This is a genomic window from Corynebacterium sp. NML120713, assembly GCF_001875735.1.
Classification (GTDB): Bacteria; Actinomycetota; Actinomycetes; order Mycobacteriales; family Mycobacteriaceae; genus Corynebacterium; species Corynebacterium pseudogenitalium.
The window spans coordinates 269312-286814 of record NZ_MLCR01000010.1 but is presented as its reverse complement, the minus strand read 5'-3'; the positions used below and the strand labels follow the sequence as shown (position 1 = coordinate 286814).

The window sequence follows — 17503 nt, the reverse complement described above, 5'->3', positions numbered from 1 at the left end:
TTGCCTCGTTGATCAGGCCGTACCTATTACTATGGCGGGCATGCGTACCGCCTACCGTGAACACCTCGAAGCCTTCAACCGCGACCTGTTGCAGATGTGCGACACCGTGCGCGAGGTCATGCAGCTGGCGTCCACCGCGCTGCTGGAGCAGTCACTCGAGGACGCCGAGCATGCCCTCAACGCCTCTGACCCGCTCAAGGAGCTGAAGCTGCGCTGCGAGGAGCGCAGCATGAGCCTGCTCGCGCTGGAGAACCCGGTGGCGGGAGACCTGCGCCAGGTGCTGTCCTCTATCTATATCGTGGAGAACTTCTCGCGGATGGGCGCGATGGCGAAGCACATTGCGAAGCTGGCGCGGCTGCGCCACCCCTTCCCCGTGTTGCCGAACACGGAGCACGCCCCGATCGCTGAGATGGCCGCCCGCGTGGACGAAATGGTCAACATCACACACGACCTGCTGCTCGACCCTGACGCGGACGTCGCCGTTGAGCTCAACGCAATCGACGAAGGTGTCGACGACCTCCACGACTACCTCAACGCCATCACAACGTCTGACTCCTGGGAACACTCTGCGCGGGAGGCCGTCGACGTGGCGCTCGTCTCCCGCTACTACGAGCGCTACGCGGACCGCTGCGTGAACGTCGCAGGACGCGTCGTCTTCCTGGTCACGGGCCTAAACCCGAAGGAGTACATGAAGCAGCGCGACGAGGACGCGTTTGACCGCCACTCGAAGCTGGCGGCAATCGAGCGGCGGTTCAGAGCCAAGAAGTAGCGGCTAGCCGAAGCGGCCAGCGATGTAGTCTTCGGTTTCCTGCCGTGACGGGTTCTCGAAGATCGTGGTGGTGTCGTCGAACTCGATGAGCTGGCCAGGCTTACCGGTTGCTTCCAGGGAGAAGAACGCCGTCTTGTCGGACACACGCGCGGCCTGCTGCATGTTGTGTGTCACGATCACGATGGTGTAGTTCTCCTTCAACTCGTGGATGAGTTCCTCCACGGCCAGGGTCGAGATCGGGTCGAGGGCGGAGCAGGGCTCGTCCATAAGCAAGACCTCGGGGCGCACCGCGATGGCTCTCGCGATGCAGAGGCGCTGCTGCTGACCACCTGAAAGGCCACCACCCGGCTTGTCCAGGCGGTCCTTGACCTCGTCCCACAGGTTCGCCGCGCGCAGGGAGCGCTCCGCGACGTCCTTGAGCTCCTTCTTGTTCTTCACCCCTGCCAAGCGCAGGCCCGCCACGACGTTGTCCTCGATGGACATCGTCGGGAACGGGTTGGCCTTCTGGAACACCATGCCGACGGTGCTTCGCACCGACACCGGGTCCACGTCCTTGCCGTAAATATTGTGGCCGTCCAGAATAATCTCGCCCTGCACGGAGGCGCCCGGGATCACCTCGTGCATGCGGTTGAGCGTGCGCAGCACGGTTGACTTGCCACAGCCCGAAGGGCCGATGAACGCAGTGACTGCCTGCGCGGGAATCTCCATGGTGACGTCCTGCACCGCGTGAAAATCACCGTAGTAAATGTTGACGTCACGCATCTGAAGCTTCGACATATTGCACGTAATCCTTATTTCTTCACTGAAAACTTCGCGGCAATCAACCGCGCGAGCGCGTTGAGCACAACAACAATGATGAGCAGTGTGAGCGCCGAGCCCCACAGCCTGTCGGCGGCCGCACCCGTACCGCCTGCCTTCCACATGTCCAGCATGAACAGCGGCAGCGAGGACTGCGGCTGACCAAACATGCCGGCCCAGTTCACGATCGGCGTGGATCCGACGAGGATCAGCACCGGCGCGGACTCGCCCATCACGCGGGCAATCGCCAGCATGATGCCGGTGGTGATGCCGGAGAAGGCCGTCGGCACCACAACGCGCACGATGGTCTTCCACTTCGGCACGCCCAGGGCATAGGACGCCTCACGCAGATCCATCGGTACCACGCGCAGCATCTCCTCCGTATTGCGCACCACCACGGGCAGCATCAGCAGGATCAACGACAGCGCGACCGCGAAACCCGAGCGGGCCTGCCCCAGCACCGTGATCCACAGCGCGTAGATGAACAGCGCGGCAACAATCGACGGCACACCTGACAGGATGTCCACCATGAACGTGGTCAGCCTGCCCAGCTTCCCGCCCTTGTCATACTCCACCAGGTAGATCGCGGTGGCCACGCCAATCGGGATCGCAATTATCGACGCCACCAACGTCTGCGCCAGCGTTCCTACAATCGCGTGCAGCGCACCGCCGCCCTCCTTGGTGGCGCGGATACCGACCATGTCGGTGGTCCACCAGGACACGTCGCTGATGGCGTCCCACCCGCGGCCGACCACCGTGACCAGCAGCCACAGCAGCGGCAGCATCGCCAGCACCATCGTGGCAGCCACGAGCGTGCCCATCACAGCGCTTTTGATCGTGCGCGACTTCGCCACGGGGGTAAATGGCGACATAGGCTTTGTTGTCATTTACTTCTCCTCACAATCGCGCGCGCTGCAGCGTTGACCGCAAACGTAATCACGAACAGGACCAAGCCCGCCGCAATGTAGGCGCCAGCGCTAATCGGGTTGTTGAACTCCGCCGATGCATTCGCAATAGCGGTTGCGAAGGTGGTGCCGCCGTCGAAGAGCGAGCCGCGGAACAGCGGTGCCGGGGAAACCACCATGTACAGCGCCATCGTCTCGCCCAGCGCGCGGCCAAGACCCAGCATAGAACCGGCCACGAAGCCGGATTTACCGAACGGCAACACCGTCATCCGCACCACGTCCCAGCGCGTCGCGCCCAAGGCCATCGCAGACTCGATGAGACCGCGCGGCGTCTGCGTGAAGATCTCGCGGGCGGTGGCTGCGATGATCGGCAAGATCATGATGGCCAGCACGATGCCACCGGTCAGGATGTTGCGGCCGGTCGCGAACGACGGCGAGTTTTGGTAGTGCGCGAAGAGGAAGAAGTCGCCTCCCCAGGAATGCACCCACTCGTAGAACTTGCCGAGCGCGGGTCCCAGCACTTTCGCGCCCCAGATGCCGTAGACAATCGACGGCACCGCGGCCAGCAGGTCCACCAGCACCGCGAGCGGGCGCACCATGCGCTTCGGCGCGAAGCTCGAAAGGAACAGCGCCACGCCCAGCGCGACCGGCATCGCAATCAGCAGCGCGATGAGCGAGATCATCACCGTGGAGAAGAACAAGTTCGGGATACCGAAACGCATTGCGTCCAGGTTCGCCGTCTCCCACGGGCCCGAATACGTCAGGAACCCGAGGAAGCCGCCTTCGTTCCGCAGCAGCGGTGGCAACGCCTCCAGCAGGAGGAATGCGCCAATCGCAGAAATGATGAGCGTGATTAAAACCGAAGAGGACGTCGATACGCCCTCGAAGACGCGGTCCCCGGCTCGGCGCCGGGGGCGCGCCTCAACTTGAGCTGCAGCCATTGTTACTGAATCGCGTTGATGGCCTCACGGAGACGCTCAGCGTGCGCGCCCGACACCGGAATGAAGCCCTCGGACTCCAGCTCGCTGTCCTGCGAGTCCAGCGCCACGTTCAGGAAGTCACGCACCATGCCAGCGGTTGCGGCATCGTAGCCAGCCGAGCACACAATCTCGTATGTGGTCAGGATCAGCGGGTAGGACTCCGCATCCTTCGACGCGAACAGTGCCTCCGAGTCCACCACCATGTTGTGGCCCTCCGTGGAGAACTTCATGTGTGCCAGCGCGTTGCCCACGGTGGTGGAGTTCAGCTCAACCGGGCCGTTGCCGAAGTCAACCTTCGCGATCTTGTCTGCGAAGCCCGCCTCAACGTAGGTGATCGCGCCTGGGGTGTTTGCCACCTGGTCAGCGACACCGGTGGAGCCATTCGCACCGGAGCCAACCTCCGTCGGGAACGCCTTGCCCTTCGACTCCCACTTGCCATCCGACGCCGCAATCAGGAACTTCTGGAAGTTGTCCGAGGTACCCGACTCATCAGCGCGGTAAACGACGTTGATCTTCTGGTCCGGCAGCTCCACGCCCGGGTTGGACTCCGCAATCTTCGGATCATTCCAGTTCTTGATGACGCCCTGGAAGATCTCCACGATGTTGTCAACGCTCAGCGTCAGCTCGTCGACGCCCTCCAGGTTGTATGCAACCGCGACAGGGCCAATCACGAACGGCAGGTGCCACGCCTCGTTGCCACCGCAGCGCTCCGCAGCCTTTGCGACTTCCTCTTCCTTCAGTGGCGAGTCGGAGCCTGCGAAGACCACCTGGTTATCCAGGAACTGCTTCACGCCAGCGCCGGAGCCGGTCGGGTTGTACGCAAGCGTTGCCCCCGGAACGTCTGCCTCGTACACGGTACGGAAGTAGTCCATCGCGTTCTGCTGCGAAGACGCGCCCTCCGCCAGCAGCTGCCCAGTTTCGCCGGAAAGTTCGTACTCCCCTGCGACTGCAGCATCGGAACCGGGGGTATCCGTTGCGGAGGTGTCCGCCGCATTGTCTGCACCGTTGCCACACGCAACCAACGCGGCCGACGCTACCGCCAATGCACCGAATACTGCTGCAGAACGCTGATTTTTGAAATTCACGTGGAATACCTTTCCAAGAAATAGTGACCTTTAATGTTCGAGGAGTAACGCTAAAGCGTGATGGTGAACACTAAAGGCCCCTATTCGTGAACTTCACATGAATGTTGCGTGACGGTTGGGTTTAATCACCCGCCGCTGCCCCCGCCGCTTTATATACGACGTGGCGCTCCGCGACCTGGAATCCAAGCTCCTCGTAGCGCTTCACGGCCGGGGCATTGTCCGCCTCAACGTAGAGGATCACGGCCGGGCTTCCCTGCTCCGCGAGGTGAACCAGCCCCAGTTCCATCAATACGCCGCCAAGGCCGTGGCCGCGGAAGGCGTCCGCCAAGCCGACAACGTAGACCTCTCCGGTGCCGTCCGGGTGGCGCTTCGTCCAGTGGAAGCCCGCAAGCTCCTCGCCGCGGTAGAGCAGCCACACCCCGGCTGGGTCGAACCACTCCGCTTCCATCGCGCGGTGCAGGCGCTCGGTATCCCAGCCGCCTTGCTCCGGGTGCCAGGAAAACGCCTGGTTGTTGGCCTCCAGCCACGCCTTTTCGACGGCCCCACGGCCCCACTTTGCGCTCGCCTCGGTGAGGTTGAACGCCTCGTATCCCTCGGGCAGCTGTACAGGTTCAGCGCGCACCTCGTCCAGACGCATCACGAGCAGCTCGCGCACCGGGCGGAGCCCGAGGAGCAGCGCAACCTCGTGGGCGTCGGGCAGGTTGCCGTGGGCCCATAGGCCGGCGGCGGGGTTGTGGGCGAAGGTGGCGTCGACAAGGCTGCGGCCCATCCCCTGACCACGCGACTGCGGATCCACCGCGAGCTCCGCCGAACCGTCCGGGGCGAACCCCACGACTCCTACAACGTCGTCACCTTGGTTGACTACCAGGTGGTTGTGGCCCAGGCGGGCGTCGTGAAGCCCGTTGAGGAACTGCTCGGAAAAGGCTGCGATGCCGTCGTAGTCCGCGACGCGCTGCAGCATCGCCTCGACCTGTTTGGCCGTCTCCGGATGTTCCGGCAGCGTGAGCGGTTGGGGGTGAAAGCGAGTGTTCGTCATGCCCCAAGGCTAGCGTGTGTGTACAACTAGAGACGTGAAGAAACGGTCGATCGCACTCGGGCTCGTTGCGGTGCTGTGCATCGGTGGCACCGCCGACACCCTGTTTGCCTCCGGCGTGGAGCGCACGCTGTCGAGGCAGGCCGCGCAGCTCAACGGGCTCGAAGTCGCCCCCGAGGCCTACATCTCCGGGTTCCCGGTGGCGCTGGCTGCTGTGACCGGAGCTGTGTCAAGGGTGAGCCTGCACTCCGTAGACGTGCCGGTGGCGGGCGTCGGCGTGGGCAACGCCGGGGTGGAGCTGATCAACCTGGAACTGCCCGCAAACGCCGGACAACGCCTACGCCGCGCGGACCTCACTGGCGCGCAAGCCGACGTCGTGCGCCGCACAGTACGCCTCGACGGCGTCGCGTTCGGCCAGCTCCTCGGCATGACCGACCTCGACATCGCGCACCCCTACGACATCTCGCCCTCCGGCGGCACCGCAAGCGAAGCCCGCATGACCGGCACCGTCCCCGGCACGGACATTCCCACCACAGTCGTGGTCACCCTGCGCCTCGACGGGCCCACGTTCCGCATGCGGCCCAGCCAGCTTATCGACGTCCCCTCCGACCTCACCGACCGCGTCATCGACGCGTACACCCTGGACAGGGACACCCGCGACCTGCCGCTAGGCGGCCAGGCCGACAACGTGCAACTTTCCGGCGGCTCCATCGAATTTTCCCGCGACCGCATCAACACCGTCGTGGAAGCTGCCGACCTCGCACCGCTGGTGTAGGACGTTGTAGCCTGGTACGCATGAGTGAAAAGCTAAACGGAAACGAAGCAGTCAACCTCGCCGCTGAACAGTCGAAGGCGACCGCGCACCGCAACATCCCCGCCCTCGGGTTTGATGAGATGCCCCTGCCAGCGGACACGGCCAACCTTCGCGAGGGCCCGAGCCTCCACGACGGCCTCTTAGCACTTCTGCCGCTGGTCGGCGTGTGGCACGGCGAGGGCCAGGCCAACGATAACGGCGACGAGTACGCGTTTGGCCAGCAGCTGGTCATCTCCCACGACGGCGAGAATTACCTCCGCTTCGAGTCCCGCATCTGGCGCCTGGACGAGGACGGCAAGCCCACCGGCGCTGACCAGCGCGAGGTCGGCTTCTGGCGTATTTCCCTGAAGGACGAAATCGAGGTCACCCTGACCAATTCCCGCGGGCTCACCGAGATCATGTACGGCACGCTGCTCAACGAGCGCGCATGGCAGCTGACCAGCGCGTCGACCATCGTGACGGAAACCGGCCCTGAGAACCACGGCCCGGGCAAGCGCGTCTACGGCCTGATGCCGAACAACAACCTCGGTTGGGTTGACGAGCGCGCCGTCGACGGCGAGATGGTCCCCTACATGTCCGCCGAGCTCAAGCGCGTCGCCGGCTAAGCACTAGGGTTTACAGGCTTTTACAGGCCGATGCTCGCGTCGAGCGCCTGCTGCACTAGCTCCTGGATCTCCCGAGCGTTCTCGGGGGCCGGGAGCTTTTTGTCATTCAGGCGCTTCACCCTCGTTGCCATCCGCGTGGAGCTCACCAACCACACCGACTCAGCCTTGAACAGCTCATTCAGGTAGATGTCTTTCTGCTTGCACTTCCAGCCGCGCGCGGATGCGTACTCGAACAGCGCGGCCTGCGTCGTGCCCGGCAGGATGCCCGGCCCCGGCTTCGGCGTGCGGATCCGCCCGCCCTTCTTCACCACGATCACCGTCGAGTTCGCGCCCTCCAGCACGCGATCGGTGGTGGGGTCGATGTAGATGACGTCGTCGTGCCCGTGGCTCTTCGCCCAGCGCAGCGCAGCCATGTTCGCCGCATAGTTCAAGGTCTTCGCGCCTACCTGCATCCACGGCACTGCGTGCTCACCGGTGTCCAGGGAGTAGCCACGCGAGGTCGTCATCACCGACACCCCGCTCTTGCGCTGCTTCAGGGCAGTCTCGTCGATGGGGCGCACCGTCAGCCACGCCGTGGGCACCCTGGTGGTTTCGCGGCCACGCGTCATCGTCCACACGCAGCGCGCGTCCACTTCCTCCGGCTCGCTGCCGCGCTCGCGCACGTAGTCGGCCACCGCCTCATTCGTCGCCTTCACCCAGTGGTCCACCCCCGGGTCCGGCAGGTCGAGTGTGCGGGCGCTTCGCCGGAAACGCTCAATGTGGGCCTCAAGGTTGGCGGGCACCCCCTTCCGGATCAGGATGGTTTCGAAGATGCCGTCGCCACGCGTGACGGCGGCGTCGTCCCAAAACACGTGCGGCATGCTGGCGTTTTGGCGTCGAATAGAACCGCCGAACGGTTCCACAAGATAGATCACTGGAGCTGGTAACAAGTGCGACGAACCCATGCGTTCATAGTATCCCGCTACGATGGTGGATGTGTTGAACTCTTCTCCACTTTTGCAACGCCCTGGCGCCGCAGAGTTTGCGGGCACGACGCCGCTCGACGCGAAGGGGGTCGCCTGGCACTACGGGGAGCCGCTCGGCGAACAACGCGCCATGGACACCCAGCCCGTCATCATCGACCGCTCGCAGCGCCGCATCATCGCGGTCGCGGGGCCCGACGCACCAGAGTTCTTAAACAACCTCCTCTCACAAAAGCTTGACGACGCCCCCTCCGGCTTCGCAGCCTCCGCCCTCGACCTCGACGCGCAGGGCAGGATCCTCCACCACGCCGACGTCTTCTACGACGGCACCACGTTCTACCTCGACCTGCCAGCCGCGCAATACGAAACCTTCACCGCGTTCCTGCGCAAAATGGTGTTCTGGTCCGACGTCACCATCACCGACACCGACCTGGCGATCCTCACGCTCATCGGCCCAGCCGACGCCACGGAAGCCCTCGCGGCGGTGGACGGCGTGGCGTTTTCCCGGCGGGTGTCCCCGTGGACCGCGCACGCGCGCTTCGACATCGCGGTCGAACGCGATCGGATCGAAGAGGTCGTCGATACGCTGGTGGAACGCGGCGGCGTGCTCGGCGGGCTCATGGCGTTCACCGCCGAGCGTGTGCGGGCCGGCGAGCCCGAACTCGGCGCCGACTGCGACGAAAAAACCATCCCGCACGAAGCCCCGCGCCTGATCAACCGCGGTGACCGCATCGCCGCCGTCCACCTGGAGAAGGGCTGCTACCGCGGGCAAGAAACCGTCGCGCGCGTGGAAAACATTGGCCGCTCCCCCCGCCTGATGGTCATGCTGCAGCTCGACGGCTCCGCACCCACCGAGCCAGAGATCGGTGCAACCATCCGGGCGGGCGGGCGCGCGGTTGGCACGCTGGGCACCGTCGTCCACGACGCCGACTACGGCCCCATCGCACTCGCCCGGCTAAAACGGTCCGCCCTCAACGCCGGCACCGCCGTCGACCTTGACATCGATGGCGTTTCCGCCCGCATCGACCCCGATTCCATCCCCACCGACGAGGGCGAGAAAGCCGGGCGCAAGGCCCAACAACGGTTGCGCGGCAACTAGGTCTCAGACTGGCCCCTGTGTGGGCTCTTGCCGGGGCCCGCTGGGCAAACACACAGGTCACCCCGTGGAGGGGAATTTTTGGAACGTTCGCGCTATTATGTCCTACAGGACAATTAACGAATCGACAAGCATGAGGCCGCTCCCTGCCCGGGAGCCGCCCAGAAGAACCACCTCAAGGGGGTCACGCAATGGGTCGCGGACGCGCCAAAGCAAAGCAGACCAAGGTTGCTCGCCAACTCAAGTACAACTCTCCTGAAATGGACCTCGAGTCGCTCCAACGCGAGCTCGCAGGCAAAGCTCCGAAGAAGAGCTGGGAAGAGGACGACGACTACGAGGTAGATGACCAGTACGCCGATTACGCCGACTGGGATGCATACGGCACCTCTGGCCGCTAAACGTCCAACACTGACAAAGAACACCTGCTGTCCACACGGGCCGCGGGTGTTCTTTTGGTGCCTTTATAGTTTTTAGAGGACGGTCGCACCAAATTCCTTCGCGCTGCGCTGGCAACCAGGGGAAACGCTGAGTGGTGGCGTCGAAATTCGGGAATTTGGTGTCACCGCAACTGGTAGTTACACCAAATTCCTGCACGAACAATCAGCGACCTGGGCTTTTGTGAAGCCCGTCGACTGAAATCGCGGAATTTGGTGTGCGAGTCCTAAGAATGCGCCCCGCGAAGCACCGCGCGGGCATCTTCGCCAGCCTCGGCGGCTCGGACCTCGCCGAGGACCCAGCTGTCGATGTCGCGTCCCTTCAACAACGCCAACGCCTGGTCACGATCCTCCGGCGCCACGACGGCAACCATGCCGATGCCCATGTTGAAGGTCTTCTCCATCTCCTCGACGGGGACGTCGCCGACGGACTGGATGGTCTGGAAGATTGGGCTCGGGGTCCAGGTGGCGCGGTCCATGTCGGCAACGAGGCCTTCAGGGATGATGCGCTCCATGTTGCCGGCCAGGCCACCTCCGGTGACGTGGCAGAACGTACGCACGTCGCACTCCTTGGCAAGCGCCAGGCAGTCAAGGGCGTAGATCTTGGTTGGTTCCAAGAGCTCCTCGCCGAGGGTGCGGCCGAGGGCGTCGACGTGACCGTCGAGAGGCAGCCCGGCGCGCTCGAGCAGCACGTAGCGTGCGAGTGAGTAGCCGTTGGAGTGCAGGCCGGAGGACGCCATCGCGATGATGGTGTCGCCCTCGCGGACCTTGTCCGGGCCGAGGAGCTCGGAAGCTTCGACGACGCCGATGGCGGTGGCGGAAACGTCGTAGTCGTTAACGTCCATGACACCTGGGTGCTCCGCGGTCTCGCCACCGAGCAGGGCGCAGCCTGCCTGGACGCAGCCCTCGGCGATGCCGGAAACAATGTCGGCGACCTTCTCGGGGACGACCTTGCCGATCGCGATGTAATCCTGCAAGAAAAGTGGCTCCGCGCCACAGACGACAAGGTCGTCGACGCACATGGCGACCAGGTCGATGCCGATGGTGTCGTGCTTGTCCATCGCCTGAGCGACGGCCAGCTTGGTACCGACGCCGTCGGATCCGGCCGCGAGCAGCGGCTCCTTGTACTTGCCTAAGGCGAACAGGCCGGCGAAGCCGCCGATGCCGCCCTGGACCTCTGGGCGGGAGGCGCGCTTGGCAAGGGGCGCGAGCAACTCTACGGCCTTGTCGCCGGCTTCGATGGAGACACCTGCGGCCTCGTAGGACACGCCCGATTCAGCTGGGGTGTTGTGGTGGGTCATGATGCGTTTTCACCTTTCTGAAGACGACGAACAAGATCTGCGTTGTGGTTGCCCTCCGGGAGCCCGAGTGGGTACTCGCCGGTGAAGCAGGCCGCGCAGAGGTTGGAGGCTGGCTGGTTGGTGGAGGCGATCATGTCCTCGGTGGTGACGAACGCCAGGGAGTCCGCACCCACCATGGTCCTGATGGACTCGGCGACGACTTCTTCGTTGCCGCCGCGCCCGTGGTTGGCGATGAGTTCGCCGGGGCTGGCGAAGTCGATGCCGTAGAAGCACGGCCACTTCACTGGTGGCGAAGCGATGCGCACGTGCACTTCGGCGGCGCCGGCCTCGCGCAGCATCCGGATCAGTTTGCGCTGGGTGTTGCCGCGCACGATGGAGTCATCCACGACGACGAGCTTCTTACCTTCGATGACTTCGCGCACCGGGTTGAGCTTCAGTCGCAGGCCCAACTGGCGCAGCGTGTCCGAGGGCTGGATGAAGGTGCGGCCCACGTAGGCGTTCTTCATCATGCCCTGCTTGAACGGGATGCCGGATTCCTCGGCGTAGCCGATTGCTGCCGGGGTGCCGGACTCTGGGACCGGCATGACCAGGTCGGCGTCGACGGGTGCGACGCGGGCCAGGCGGCGCCCGATGTCGATGCGGGCGCTGTTGACGGATTGGCCGTCGACAACTGAGTCGGGCCGGGCGACGTAGACGTACTCGAACACGCAGTGCGCGTGTGGTGCGTCGGCGAAGCGCTCGGAGTGGACGCCGGTCTCGTCGATGGCGATGAGCTCGCCTGGTTCGATGTCGCGGACGAAGGAGGCGCCCACGATGTCCAGCGCACACGTTTCGGATGCGACGACCCAGCCGCGTTCCAGGCGGCCGAGGCACAGTGGGCGCACGCCGTGTGGGTCGCGGGCCGCGTAGAGGGTCTTACCGTCGGTCACCATGAAGCAGAACGCACCCTTGACGCGCGGCAGGAGTTGGCGCGCGGATTCCAGGAGGGTGACGTCGTCGCGGATGGCGTCGGCGAGGAGGGCAGAGACGACCGCCGTGTCGGAGGAGGAGCCTTGGCCCTCTACCCCGTCGGCGGGGATAAGCTTGCGCTCCACGGCTTCGCGCTGCAGCTCGACGTAGTTGGTCAGGTTGCCGTTGTGTGCCAGCGCGACGTCGGTGCCGTTGGGGCTGACGCGATACATTGGCTGCACGTTGTCCCACGAGTTGTTGCCCGCCGTGGAGTACCGGGTGTGGCCGATGGCGACGTCGCCTTGCAGCGCGCCGAGCGTCGGCTCGTCAAAGATTTGGCTGACCAGCCCGATGTCCTTGAACACCACCACTTGGTCATGGTCGCCCACAGCGATACCTGCGCCTTCTTGGCCGCGGTGCTGGAGGGCAAATAGTCCGAAATATGTCAGTTTTGATACGTCTTCACCGGGCGCCCAAACGCCGAACACACCGCATTCTTCGCGCGGCGTGTCATCCCCGATGTATTCCTCTTCGGTTCGCACGTGCTCTACTCTAACGAACACCTAGGGGTGAAGGGGTAGAACGGGCAGCCCTTTTTGGACTTCGTGGGCTCGGGAGCCAGAGGCGTCGATACGCCCGGCGCGAACTTCTTCCTCGAAAGTGGCACAACCTGTGGCGATTCGCAGCCAGGTGGTCGGGTCCATTTCCACGACGTTGGGCGGGGTGCCGCGGGTGTGGCGGGGGCCTTCGACGCACTGCACCGCAACAAACGGGGGTACTCGCAGCTCTACTGTGTGTCCGGGCATCTCGTGGGCGAGGGTGCGGGCGGTGCGTCGCACGGCGTCGGCAAGCAAAGCCCTGCCGGGCTTGTCGACGCCCTCTTCGTCCAACAGCCAGTCCTTGATTGCCAGGACGGCCGCTCGTGTCGCTGCCGGGTCCACCTCTGTCTTCTTCGGTGCCTTCCTCTGTGCCATGGATTTCATATTATGCTGTGGTGCCATGAAGTCTCCTTCCATCACGCTGCGTTTCATGGCGGCTCCTACAGATGTTCTCCACGCGGGCGCCCAGGGCGTCTCCGGTGGCCGTGTGTTGCAGTGGATCGACAAGGCGGCATACGCGTGTGCCGCGCAGTGGTCTTCGACCTACTGCGTGACTGCCTACGTCGGCCACATCCACTTCACCCGACCGATTCCGTCGGGCCACATTGTGGAGGTCCGTTCCCGGATCGCGATGACTGGCCGCACTTCCATGCACATCGTCAACGAGGTGCTCTCGGCAGACCCCCGGGAAGGTGTTTTCACCCGCGCGTGCGACTGCCTGGTGATTTTCGTGGCAAAGGATGCAGCTGGGCGCCCAACCCCGGTGCCGACATTTACGCCTGAGACCGATGAGGAACGCCGCGTGGAAGCCGCCGCGATCTCCCGCATCGACCTGCGCAAGGCCATCGAGGCGTCCATGCTGGAGCAGACCTACACGGACGACTCCACCGCACCACGCACCATCCACCGCTTCCTGGCCAAACCGACCGACATCAACTGGGGCGGCGATGTGCACGGCGGCACCGCCATGGAGTGGATCGATGAGGCCGGTATGGCCTGCACGATGGAGTGGTCCGGGGAACGCACCGCAGCGGTGTACGCGGGCGGCATCCGCTTCTATAAGCCGATCCACATCGGCGACCTCATCGAGGTGGAAGCACGCCTGACCAGGACAGACTCCCGCTCGATGCATACCTCCATCTTTGTTCGATCGGGGGACCCGCGCGGCGGACGCGAGTCGCTCCAGAACGCGATTCACGCCACGGTGACCTACATCGGTATCGACATCGACGGCAACCCGCTGGCCGCGCGCAAGTTCACCCCAGTCACGGACGAGGACAAGCGCCTCTGGGAGCACACGCAGACGCTCAAGGACCTGCGGGCGCAGTATGAGCCGGAGCCGCTGGTGCGCCCAGACGATGCGCAGCAGCGCGTCGACTAGTGGCGGCTATGTCAGTGCTGAAGCGAACCGCTGCGCTGCTGGCCGCGAGCGCCTGTGTGGCCGGTTCACTGGTTGGCTGCGCGGCGCCCCAGCCGAAGACGGCGACCGCGCTGCAGTTCCGCCAGTCCGCCGCCGTCACGCTCCTCGGCGATAGCGGCGGGGCGTACCACTTCCGGGCACGCGTAGAGAACCCCCGCGTCATCTCAGGACAGGAGGCACGCAGGCGTGTCGGCAACTACACCAACGCCGACACCGCGCTCGCCGACGTGACCCAGCTGCGCTGCTTCGACATCAGCTACATCTACACCGGCAACACCGCAGGCGACAGCCCCGACGAGGCCGTGCTCAGCCCCGACATCACCATCGTCGGCGAAAGCAACGTGGCGGCGAACCGCGTGCGCAACTTTGCCACCCAGCTCTGCGACACCGTAGACCTCCCGGTCCTGCCACGGGACCCACAAGCGCTCGTTCCCAACCAGACCTACAACCAGACCTTCGTCAGCTTCTCCGTCGACGACGCAGGCCAGCCCGGTGTTGAGGCAACAGGCCTGCGCATGGAAACGCCGCCAGGCACCGTAATGACCTGGCGGCATAACCTCTAAATCGCGCTAACTACAGCGCGGCGTTCGGGGCCGTCGCGTTGCCGAACAGTGCCGGCAACGTATTCGCCCACGCGTCGGCCAGCGCGGCCACGGCGACGGAGTGCTCACCGAAGGTGATCTGGCCGTCGTCGGTGGTGGTGCCCAACACGTGCGCTGGGACGCCGGTGGCGTTTGCGCGCTCGATGGTGGCGTCGACAAGCGACGGATCCACCGCGACGAGCACGCGGGAGGCGGACTCGGAGAACAGCGCGGTGAACGCGTCCTCGTGGACCGCCGAAAGGTCCAGCTTGGCGCCCTTGCCGGAGCCCAGCAGCATCTCGAAGACAGCCTGGGACAGGCCACCTTCTGAGAGGTCGTGCGCGGCAAGGATGTCCTTGTTCGCGTGCAGCAGCTCGCCGAGGCGCTCCTCGTTGGCAAGGTCTACCTGTGGCGGCAGGCCGCTCAGGCCCTGGCCGGAGATGTCCTGCCACACCGAGCCGCCGAACTCCGCCTTCGTGTCACCCAGCACGAGCAAGGCCTGCTCGCCCTCGCCCTTCGGCAGGCGGTGCGGGATGGCGGCGTTGACGTCCTCGATCACGCCGAGCACGCCCACGACTGGGGTCGGCAGGATTGGGGTCTCGCCGGTCTGGTTGTAAAAGGACACGTTGCCGCCGGAGACCGGAATCTCCAGCTCAGCAGCGCCGTCGGCGAGGCCGTGGACGGCTTCGCGGAACTGCCACATCACGTCGGGGTTCTCAGGGGAACCGAAGTTGAGGCAGTTCGTCACCGCGACCGGCTTCGCGCCGGTGACCACAACATTGCGGTAGGCCTCCGCAAGCGCGAGGCGCACACCCATGTTCGGGTCCAGGTAGGAGTAGCGGCCGGACGCGTCAGCGGAAATCGCCACACCGCGCGAGGTCTCCTCGTTGATGCGCAGCACGCCCGCATCCGAGTACTGGGCCTGCACGGTGTTGCCACGCACGTAGCGGTCGTACTGCTGCGTAATGAAGTCGCGGGAGCACAGCGCCGGGGAGGCAACCATCTTGAGCCAGGTAGCCTCCAGGTCCTCCGAAGTATCGACGTCCGCCTTCGCCTGCACGCCATCAAGCCATTCGGGGCGCGCGTACGGGCGGTCGTAGACCGGGCCTTCGTCGATCGATGACGGTGGCGCGTCCAGTACCAGCTCGCCCTTGTGGTAGACGAGGTAGCGGTCCTTCTCATCGGTGACCTCACCAATCACGGCCGCACCGACCTCCCACTTCGCGCAGATCTCCATGAAGCGATCCACGTTCTCAGGGGTGACCACGGCGCACATGCGCTCCTGGGACTCGGACGCCAGGATCTCGGCGGCGCTCATATTCGCCGCGCGCAGTGGCACGTTGTCCAGGTTGACGGTCATGCCGCCGTCGCCCGCCGCAGCCAGCTCGGAGGTAGCACACGCCAAGCCGCCGCCACCGAGGTCCTGAATACCGACGACAACGCCGGCCTTGTACAGCTCCAGGCAGCACTCGATGAGGACCTTTTCCGCGAACGGGTCGCCAACCTGGACGGCTGGGAGCTTGCGCTCCTCGCCTTCCTCGAAGGTCGCAGAGCCCAGCACCGACACGCCGCCGATGCCGTCAAGGCCCGTGCGGGAGCCGAAGAGGACCACCTTGTTGCCAGTGCCGGACGCGAACGCCAGCTTCAGGTCCTCGACCTTGAGCGTGCCCACGCACAGCGCGTTGACCAGCGGGTTACCCGCATATGCTTCGTCGAAGACGGTCTCGCCGCCAATGTTCGGCAAGCCCAGCGAGTTGCCGTAGCCGCCAACGCCGTGCACCACGCCAGGCAGGACTCGCTTGGTGTCCGGCGCGTCAGCAGGGCCGAAGCGCAGCTGGTCCATCACCGCGATTGGGCGCGCGCCCATCGCCATGATGTCGCGCACAATGCCGCCCACACCCGTCGCGGCACCCTGGTAGGGCTCCACGAAGGACGGGTGGTTGTGGCTCTCCACGCGGAAGGTCACCGCGTCGCCGTCACCGATGTCGACGACGCCCGCGTTCTCGCCGATACCGGCCAGAATTTTCGACGCCATCTCCTCCGTCATCGTCTCCCCGAAGTAGCGCAGGTGCACCTTGGAGGACTTGTAGGAGCAGTGCTCGGACCACATGACGGAGTACACTGTCAGCTCCGCATCCGTCGGGCGGCGGCCCAGAATGCGCTTGATCTTTTCGTACTCGTCGGTCTTCAGGCCAAGCTCCGCGTAGGGCTGCTCCAGCTCAGGAGTCTGCGCGGCGTGCTCCACCGTGTCATTATGTACAGTCATTATTTCCCTACGCTCCGATCGAAGAAATAGCGGACAAGAACAACCCGAGCCCGTCCGTCGACGGCCCCGTAAGCGCCTCAATCGCGTGCTCCGGGTGCGGCATCAACCCCACGATGCGGCCGTTTTCGCTCGTCACACCAGCAATCGCGTTGATGGAACCGTTGAAGTTATCCGTGTAGCGGAACACCACGCGGCCTTCCTTCTCCAGCTGCTCAATGGTCTCGGCGGACGCCTGGAAGCGGCCCTCACCGTGCTTCGCCGGCACGAGGATCTTGTCCCCCTCGTTGAAGCGGTTCGTCCACGCGGTCTCCGCGTTGGCCACCTCAAGGTAGGTGTCCACGCAGTGGAAGTTCAGGTGCTGATTGCGGGTCAGCGCGCCCGGCAGCAGGCCAGCCTCGGTGAGGATCTGGAAACCGTTGCAGATGCCCAGCACCGGCATGCCCTTCTTCGCAGCCTCCACCACAGCGCCCATCATCGGGGCTTGCGCGGCGATGGCTCCGGAACGCAAATAGTCCCCGTAGGAAAACCCACCGGGGACCACGACGGCGTCAACACCCGTCAAATCTTCATCAGCGTGCCACAGCGACTTCGGCTGTGCGCCAGCCAGGCGAACTGCACGCAACGCATCGACGTCGTCGAGCGTGCCTGGGAACGTGATTACACCGATGGTTGCCGTCATCGAACAACCTCGAAGTCTTCAATCACCATATTTGCCAGGAGGGTTTCGGCGACGCGCTTGAGCTCATCGTCGGACACGGTGTCGTCGACTTCGATTTCAAAGCGCTTGCCCTGACGCACGTCCTCGACACCGTTCACCCCGATTCTGCCCAGCGCGCGCAGGACAGCTTGGCCCTGCGGATCCAAAATTTCAGCCTTAGGCATGACATTTACCACGACTTTTGCCATG

At 64.6% G+C, this 17503-nt stretch carries 19 protein-coding genes; 7 read left to right on the top strand and 12 right to left on the bottom strand.

Going from position 1 to position 17503, the window contains the following annotated elements:
* The first annotated feature begins 40 nt into the window (after positions 1 to 40).
* Positions 41 to 769, top strand: a complete 729-nt coding sequence (locus BJP06_RS05825; protein ID WP_070363440.1) for a PhoU domain-containing protein — start codon at positions 41 to 43, stop codon at positions 767 to 769.
* A gap of 3 nt (positions 770 to 772) precedes the next feature.
* On the opposite strand, the gene pstB is transcribed toward BJP06_RS05825, so the two are convergent.
* The 5 genes from pstB to mshD all read right to left on the bottom strand — a co-directional run bounded on the left by pstB (position 773) and on the right by mshD (position 5573).
* The gene (gene pstB / locus BJP06_RS05820) at positions 773 to 1546 is read right to left on the bottom strand and encodes a phosphate ABC transporter ATP-binding protein PstB (protein WP_070361951.1); all 774 of its coding nucleotides are present in this window, start codon (positions 1544 to 1546) and stop codon (positions 773 to 775) included.
* Positions 1547 to 1560: 14 nt separating this feature from the next.
* Entirely contained in the window at positions 1561 to 2454 is an 894-nt protein-coding gene (gene pstA, locus BJP06_RS05815) for a phosphate ABC transporter permease PstA (RefSeq protein WP_071573154.1), read from the bottom strand.
* On the bottom strand, positions 2451 to 3413 hold the full coding sequence (gene pstC / locus BJP06_RS05810) for a phosphate ABC transporter permease subunit PstC (RefSeq protein WP_071573153.1): 963 nt from the start codon (positions 3411 to 3413) through the stop codon (positions 2451 to 2453). Before pstC ends, pstA begins: the two co-directional genes overlap by 4 nt.
* Positions 3414 to 3415: 2 nt before the next feature.
* On the bottom strand, positions 3416 to 4537 hold the full coding sequence (pstS, locus tag BJP06_RS05805; protein ID WP_071573152.1) for a phosphate ABC transporter substrate-binding protein PstS: 1122 nt from the start codon (positions 4535 to 4537) through the stop codon (positions 3416 to 3418).
* A 121-nt stretch (positions 4538 to 4658) separates the two neighbouring features.
* Positions 4659 to 5573, bottom strand: a complete 915-nt coding sequence (gene mshD / locus BJP06_RS05800; protein WP_070478066.1) for a mycothiol synthase — start codon at positions 5571 to 5573, stop codon at positions 4659 to 4661.
* 34 nt (positions 5574 to 5607) lie between these two features.
* Here mshD and BJP06_RS05795 point away from each other — a divergent pair, with 34 nt between their 5' ends.
* Entirely contained in the window at positions 5608 to 6345 is a 738-nt protein-coding gene (locus BJP06_RS05795; protein WP_070478068.1) for a DUF2993 domain-containing protein, read from the top strand.
* Between the two features lie 20 nt (positions 6346 to 6365).
* Positions 6366 to 6989, top strand: coding sequence for an FABP family protein (locus BJP06_RS05790; RefSeq protein ID WP_070361945.1), 624 nt, complete (start codon positions 6366 to 6368; stop codon positions 6987 to 6989).
* A gap of 20 nt (positions 6990 to 7009) precedes the next feature.
* Here BJP06_RS05790 and BJP06_RS05785 read toward each other — a convergent pair whose 3' ends face one another.
* Complete coding sequence (locus BJP06_RS05785; RefSeq protein WP_071573151.1) at positions 7010 to 7933, bottom strand: aminodeoxychorismate lyase; 924 nt, start codon at positions 7931 to 7933, stop codon at positions 7010 to 7012.
* Positions 7934 to 7964: 31 nt separating this feature from the next.
* On the opposite strand from BJP06_RS05785, the gene BJP06_RS05780 reads away from it, so the two are divergent.
* Positions 7965 to 9050 carry a folate-binding protein YgfZ gene (locus BJP06_RS05780; protein WP_143110557.1) on the top strand — a complete coding sequence of 362 codons (1086 nt, stop codon included), beginning with the start codon at positions 7965 to 7967 and terminating at the stop codon, positions 9048 to 9050.
* A gap of 188 nt (positions 9051 to 9238) precedes the next feature.
* The gene (locus tag BJP06_RS05775; RefSeq protein WP_070478076.1) at positions 9239 to 9445 is read left to right on the top strand and encodes a DUF3073 domain-containing protein; all 207 of its coding nucleotides are present in this window, start codon (positions 9239 to 9241) and stop codon (positions 9443 to 9445) included.
* A 263-nt stretch (positions 9446 to 9708) separates the two neighbouring features.
* On the opposite strand, the gene purM is transcribed toward BJP06_RS05775, so the two are convergent.
* From purM to BJP06_RS05760, 3 genes are read right to left on the bottom strand one after another with little or no spacing between them, the layout of a single operon-like run.
* Positions 9709 to 10782, bottom strand: coding sequence for a phosphoribosylformylglycinamidine cyclo-ligase (gene purM, locus BJP06_RS05770; RefSeq protein WP_071573149.1), 1074 nt, complete (start codon positions 10780 to 10782; stop codon positions 9709 to 9711).
* Complete coding sequence (gene purF / locus BJP06_RS05765; protein WP_252931992.1) at positions 10779 to 12272, bottom strand: amidophosphoribosyltransferase; 1494 nt, start codon at positions 12270 to 12272, stop codon at positions 10779 to 10781. Before purF ends, purM begins: the two co-directional genes overlap by 4 nt.
* Before the next feature lie 21 nt (positions 12273 to 12293).
* A complete protein-coding gene (locus BJP06_RS05760) occupies positions 12294 to 12731 on the bottom strand; it encodes a sterol carrier family protein (RefSeq protein ID WP_168156162.1) in 438 nt (145 codons plus the stop codon).
* Here BJP06_RS05760 and BJP06_RS05755 point away from each other — a divergent pair.
* Together BJP06_RS05755 and BJP06_RS05750 are read left to right on the top strand one after the other, a co-directional pair.
* Positions 12730 to 13710, top strand: a complete 981-nt coding sequence (locus BJP06_RS05755) for a hotdog domain-containing protein (RefSeq protein ID WP_350338464.1) — start codon at positions 12730 to 12732, stop codon at positions 13708 to 13710. The genes BJP06_RS05760 and BJP06_RS05755 overlap by 2 nt on opposite strands.
* Before the next feature lie 8 nt (positions 13711 to 13718).
* Positions 13719 to 14312 carry a hypothetical protein gene (locus BJP06_RS05750; RefSeq protein ID WP_143110556.1) on the top strand — a complete coding sequence of 198 codons (594 nt, stop codon included), beginning with the start codon at positions 13719 to 13721 and terminating at the stop codon, positions 14310 to 14312.
* 10 nt (positions 14313 to 14322) lie between these two features.
* Here the strand turns inward: BJP06_RS05750 and purL are convergent, their stop codons facing one another.
* From purL to purS, 3 genes are read right to left on the bottom strand one after another with little or no spacing between them, the layout of a single operon-like run.
* Complete coding sequence (gene purL / locus BJP06_RS05745) at positions 14323 to 16599, bottom strand: phosphoribosylformylglycinamidine synthase subunit PurL (protein ID WP_177224267.1); 2277 nt, start codon at positions 16597 to 16599, stop codon at positions 14323 to 14325.
* Between the two features lie 4 nt (positions 16600 to 16603).
* Positions 16604 to 17275: a phosphoribosylformylglycinamidine synthase subunit PurQ gene (purQ, locus tag BJP06_RS05740; RefSeq protein WP_070478088.1), complete on the bottom strand. Its 672-nt coding sequence runs from the start codon at positions 17273 to 17275 to the stop codon at positions 16604 to 16606.
* Positions 17272 to 17502 (bottom strand): phosphoribosylformylglycinamidine synthase subunit PurS, encoded by a 231-nt coding sequence (gene purS / locus BJP06_RS05735; RefSeq protein ID WP_070361934.1) that lies wholly within the window; start codon positions 17500 to 17502, stop codon positions 17272 to 17274. The genes purQ and purS overlap by 4 nt, the downstream gene beginning before the upstream one ends.
* Position 17503: the final 1 nt, after the last annotated feature.

Coding starts and splice junctions, on each gene's coding strand:
- pstC (WP_071573153.1), bottom strand. CDS start 3,413: ATGGCTGCAGCTCAAGTTGAGGCGCGCCCCCGGCGCCGAGCCGGGGAC.
- pstA (WP_071573154.1), bottom strand. CDS start 2,454: ATGACAACAAAGCCTATGTCGCCATTTACCCCCGTGGCGAAGTCGCGC.
- purQ (WP_070478088.1), bottom strand. CDS start 17,275: ATGACGGCAACCATCGGTGTAATCACGTTCCCAGGCACGCTCGACGAC.
- purM (WP_071573149.1), bottom strand. CDS start 10,782: ATGACCCACCACAACACCCCAGCTGAATCGGGCGTGTCCTACGAGGCC.
- purS (WP_070361934.1), bottom strand. CDS start 17,502: ATGGCAAAAGTCGTGGTAAATGTCATGCCTAAGGCTGAAATTTTGGAT.
- BJP06_RS05775 (WP_070478076.1), top strand. CDS start 9,239: ATGGGTCGCGGACGCGCCAAAGCAAAGCAGACCAAGGTTGCTCGCCAA.
- BJP06_RS05785 (WP_071573151.1), bottom strand. CDS start 7,933: ATGGGTTCGTCGCACTTGTTACCAGCTCCAGTGATCTATCTTGTGGAA.
- BJP06_RS05790 (WP_070361945.1), top strand. CDS start 6,366: ATGAGTGAAAAGCTAAACGGAAACGAAGCAGTCAACCTCGCCGCTGAA.
- BJP06_RS05750 (WP_143110556.1), top strand. CDS start 13,719: ATGTCAGTGCTGAAGCGAACCGCTGCGCTGCTGGCCGCGAGCGCCTGT.
- pstB (WP_070361951.1), bottom strand. CDS start 1,546: ATGTCGAAGCTTCAGATGCGTGACGTCAACATTTACTACGGTGATTTT.
- BJP06_RS05825 (WP_070363440.1), top strand. CDS start 41: ATGCGTACCGCCTACCGTGAACACCTCGAAGCCTTCAACCGCGACCTG.
- mshD (WP_070478066.1), bottom strand. CDS start 5,573: ATGACGAACACTCGCTTTCACCCCCAACCGCTCACGCTGCCGGAACAT.
- BJP06_RS05755 (WP_350338464.1), top strand. CDS start 12,730: ATGAAGTCTCCTTCCATCACGCTGCGTTTCATGGCGGCTCCTACAGAT.
- BJP06_RS05760 (WP_168156162.1), bottom strand. CDS start 12,731: ATGGCACCACAGCATAATATGAAATCCATGGCACAGAGGAAGGCACCG.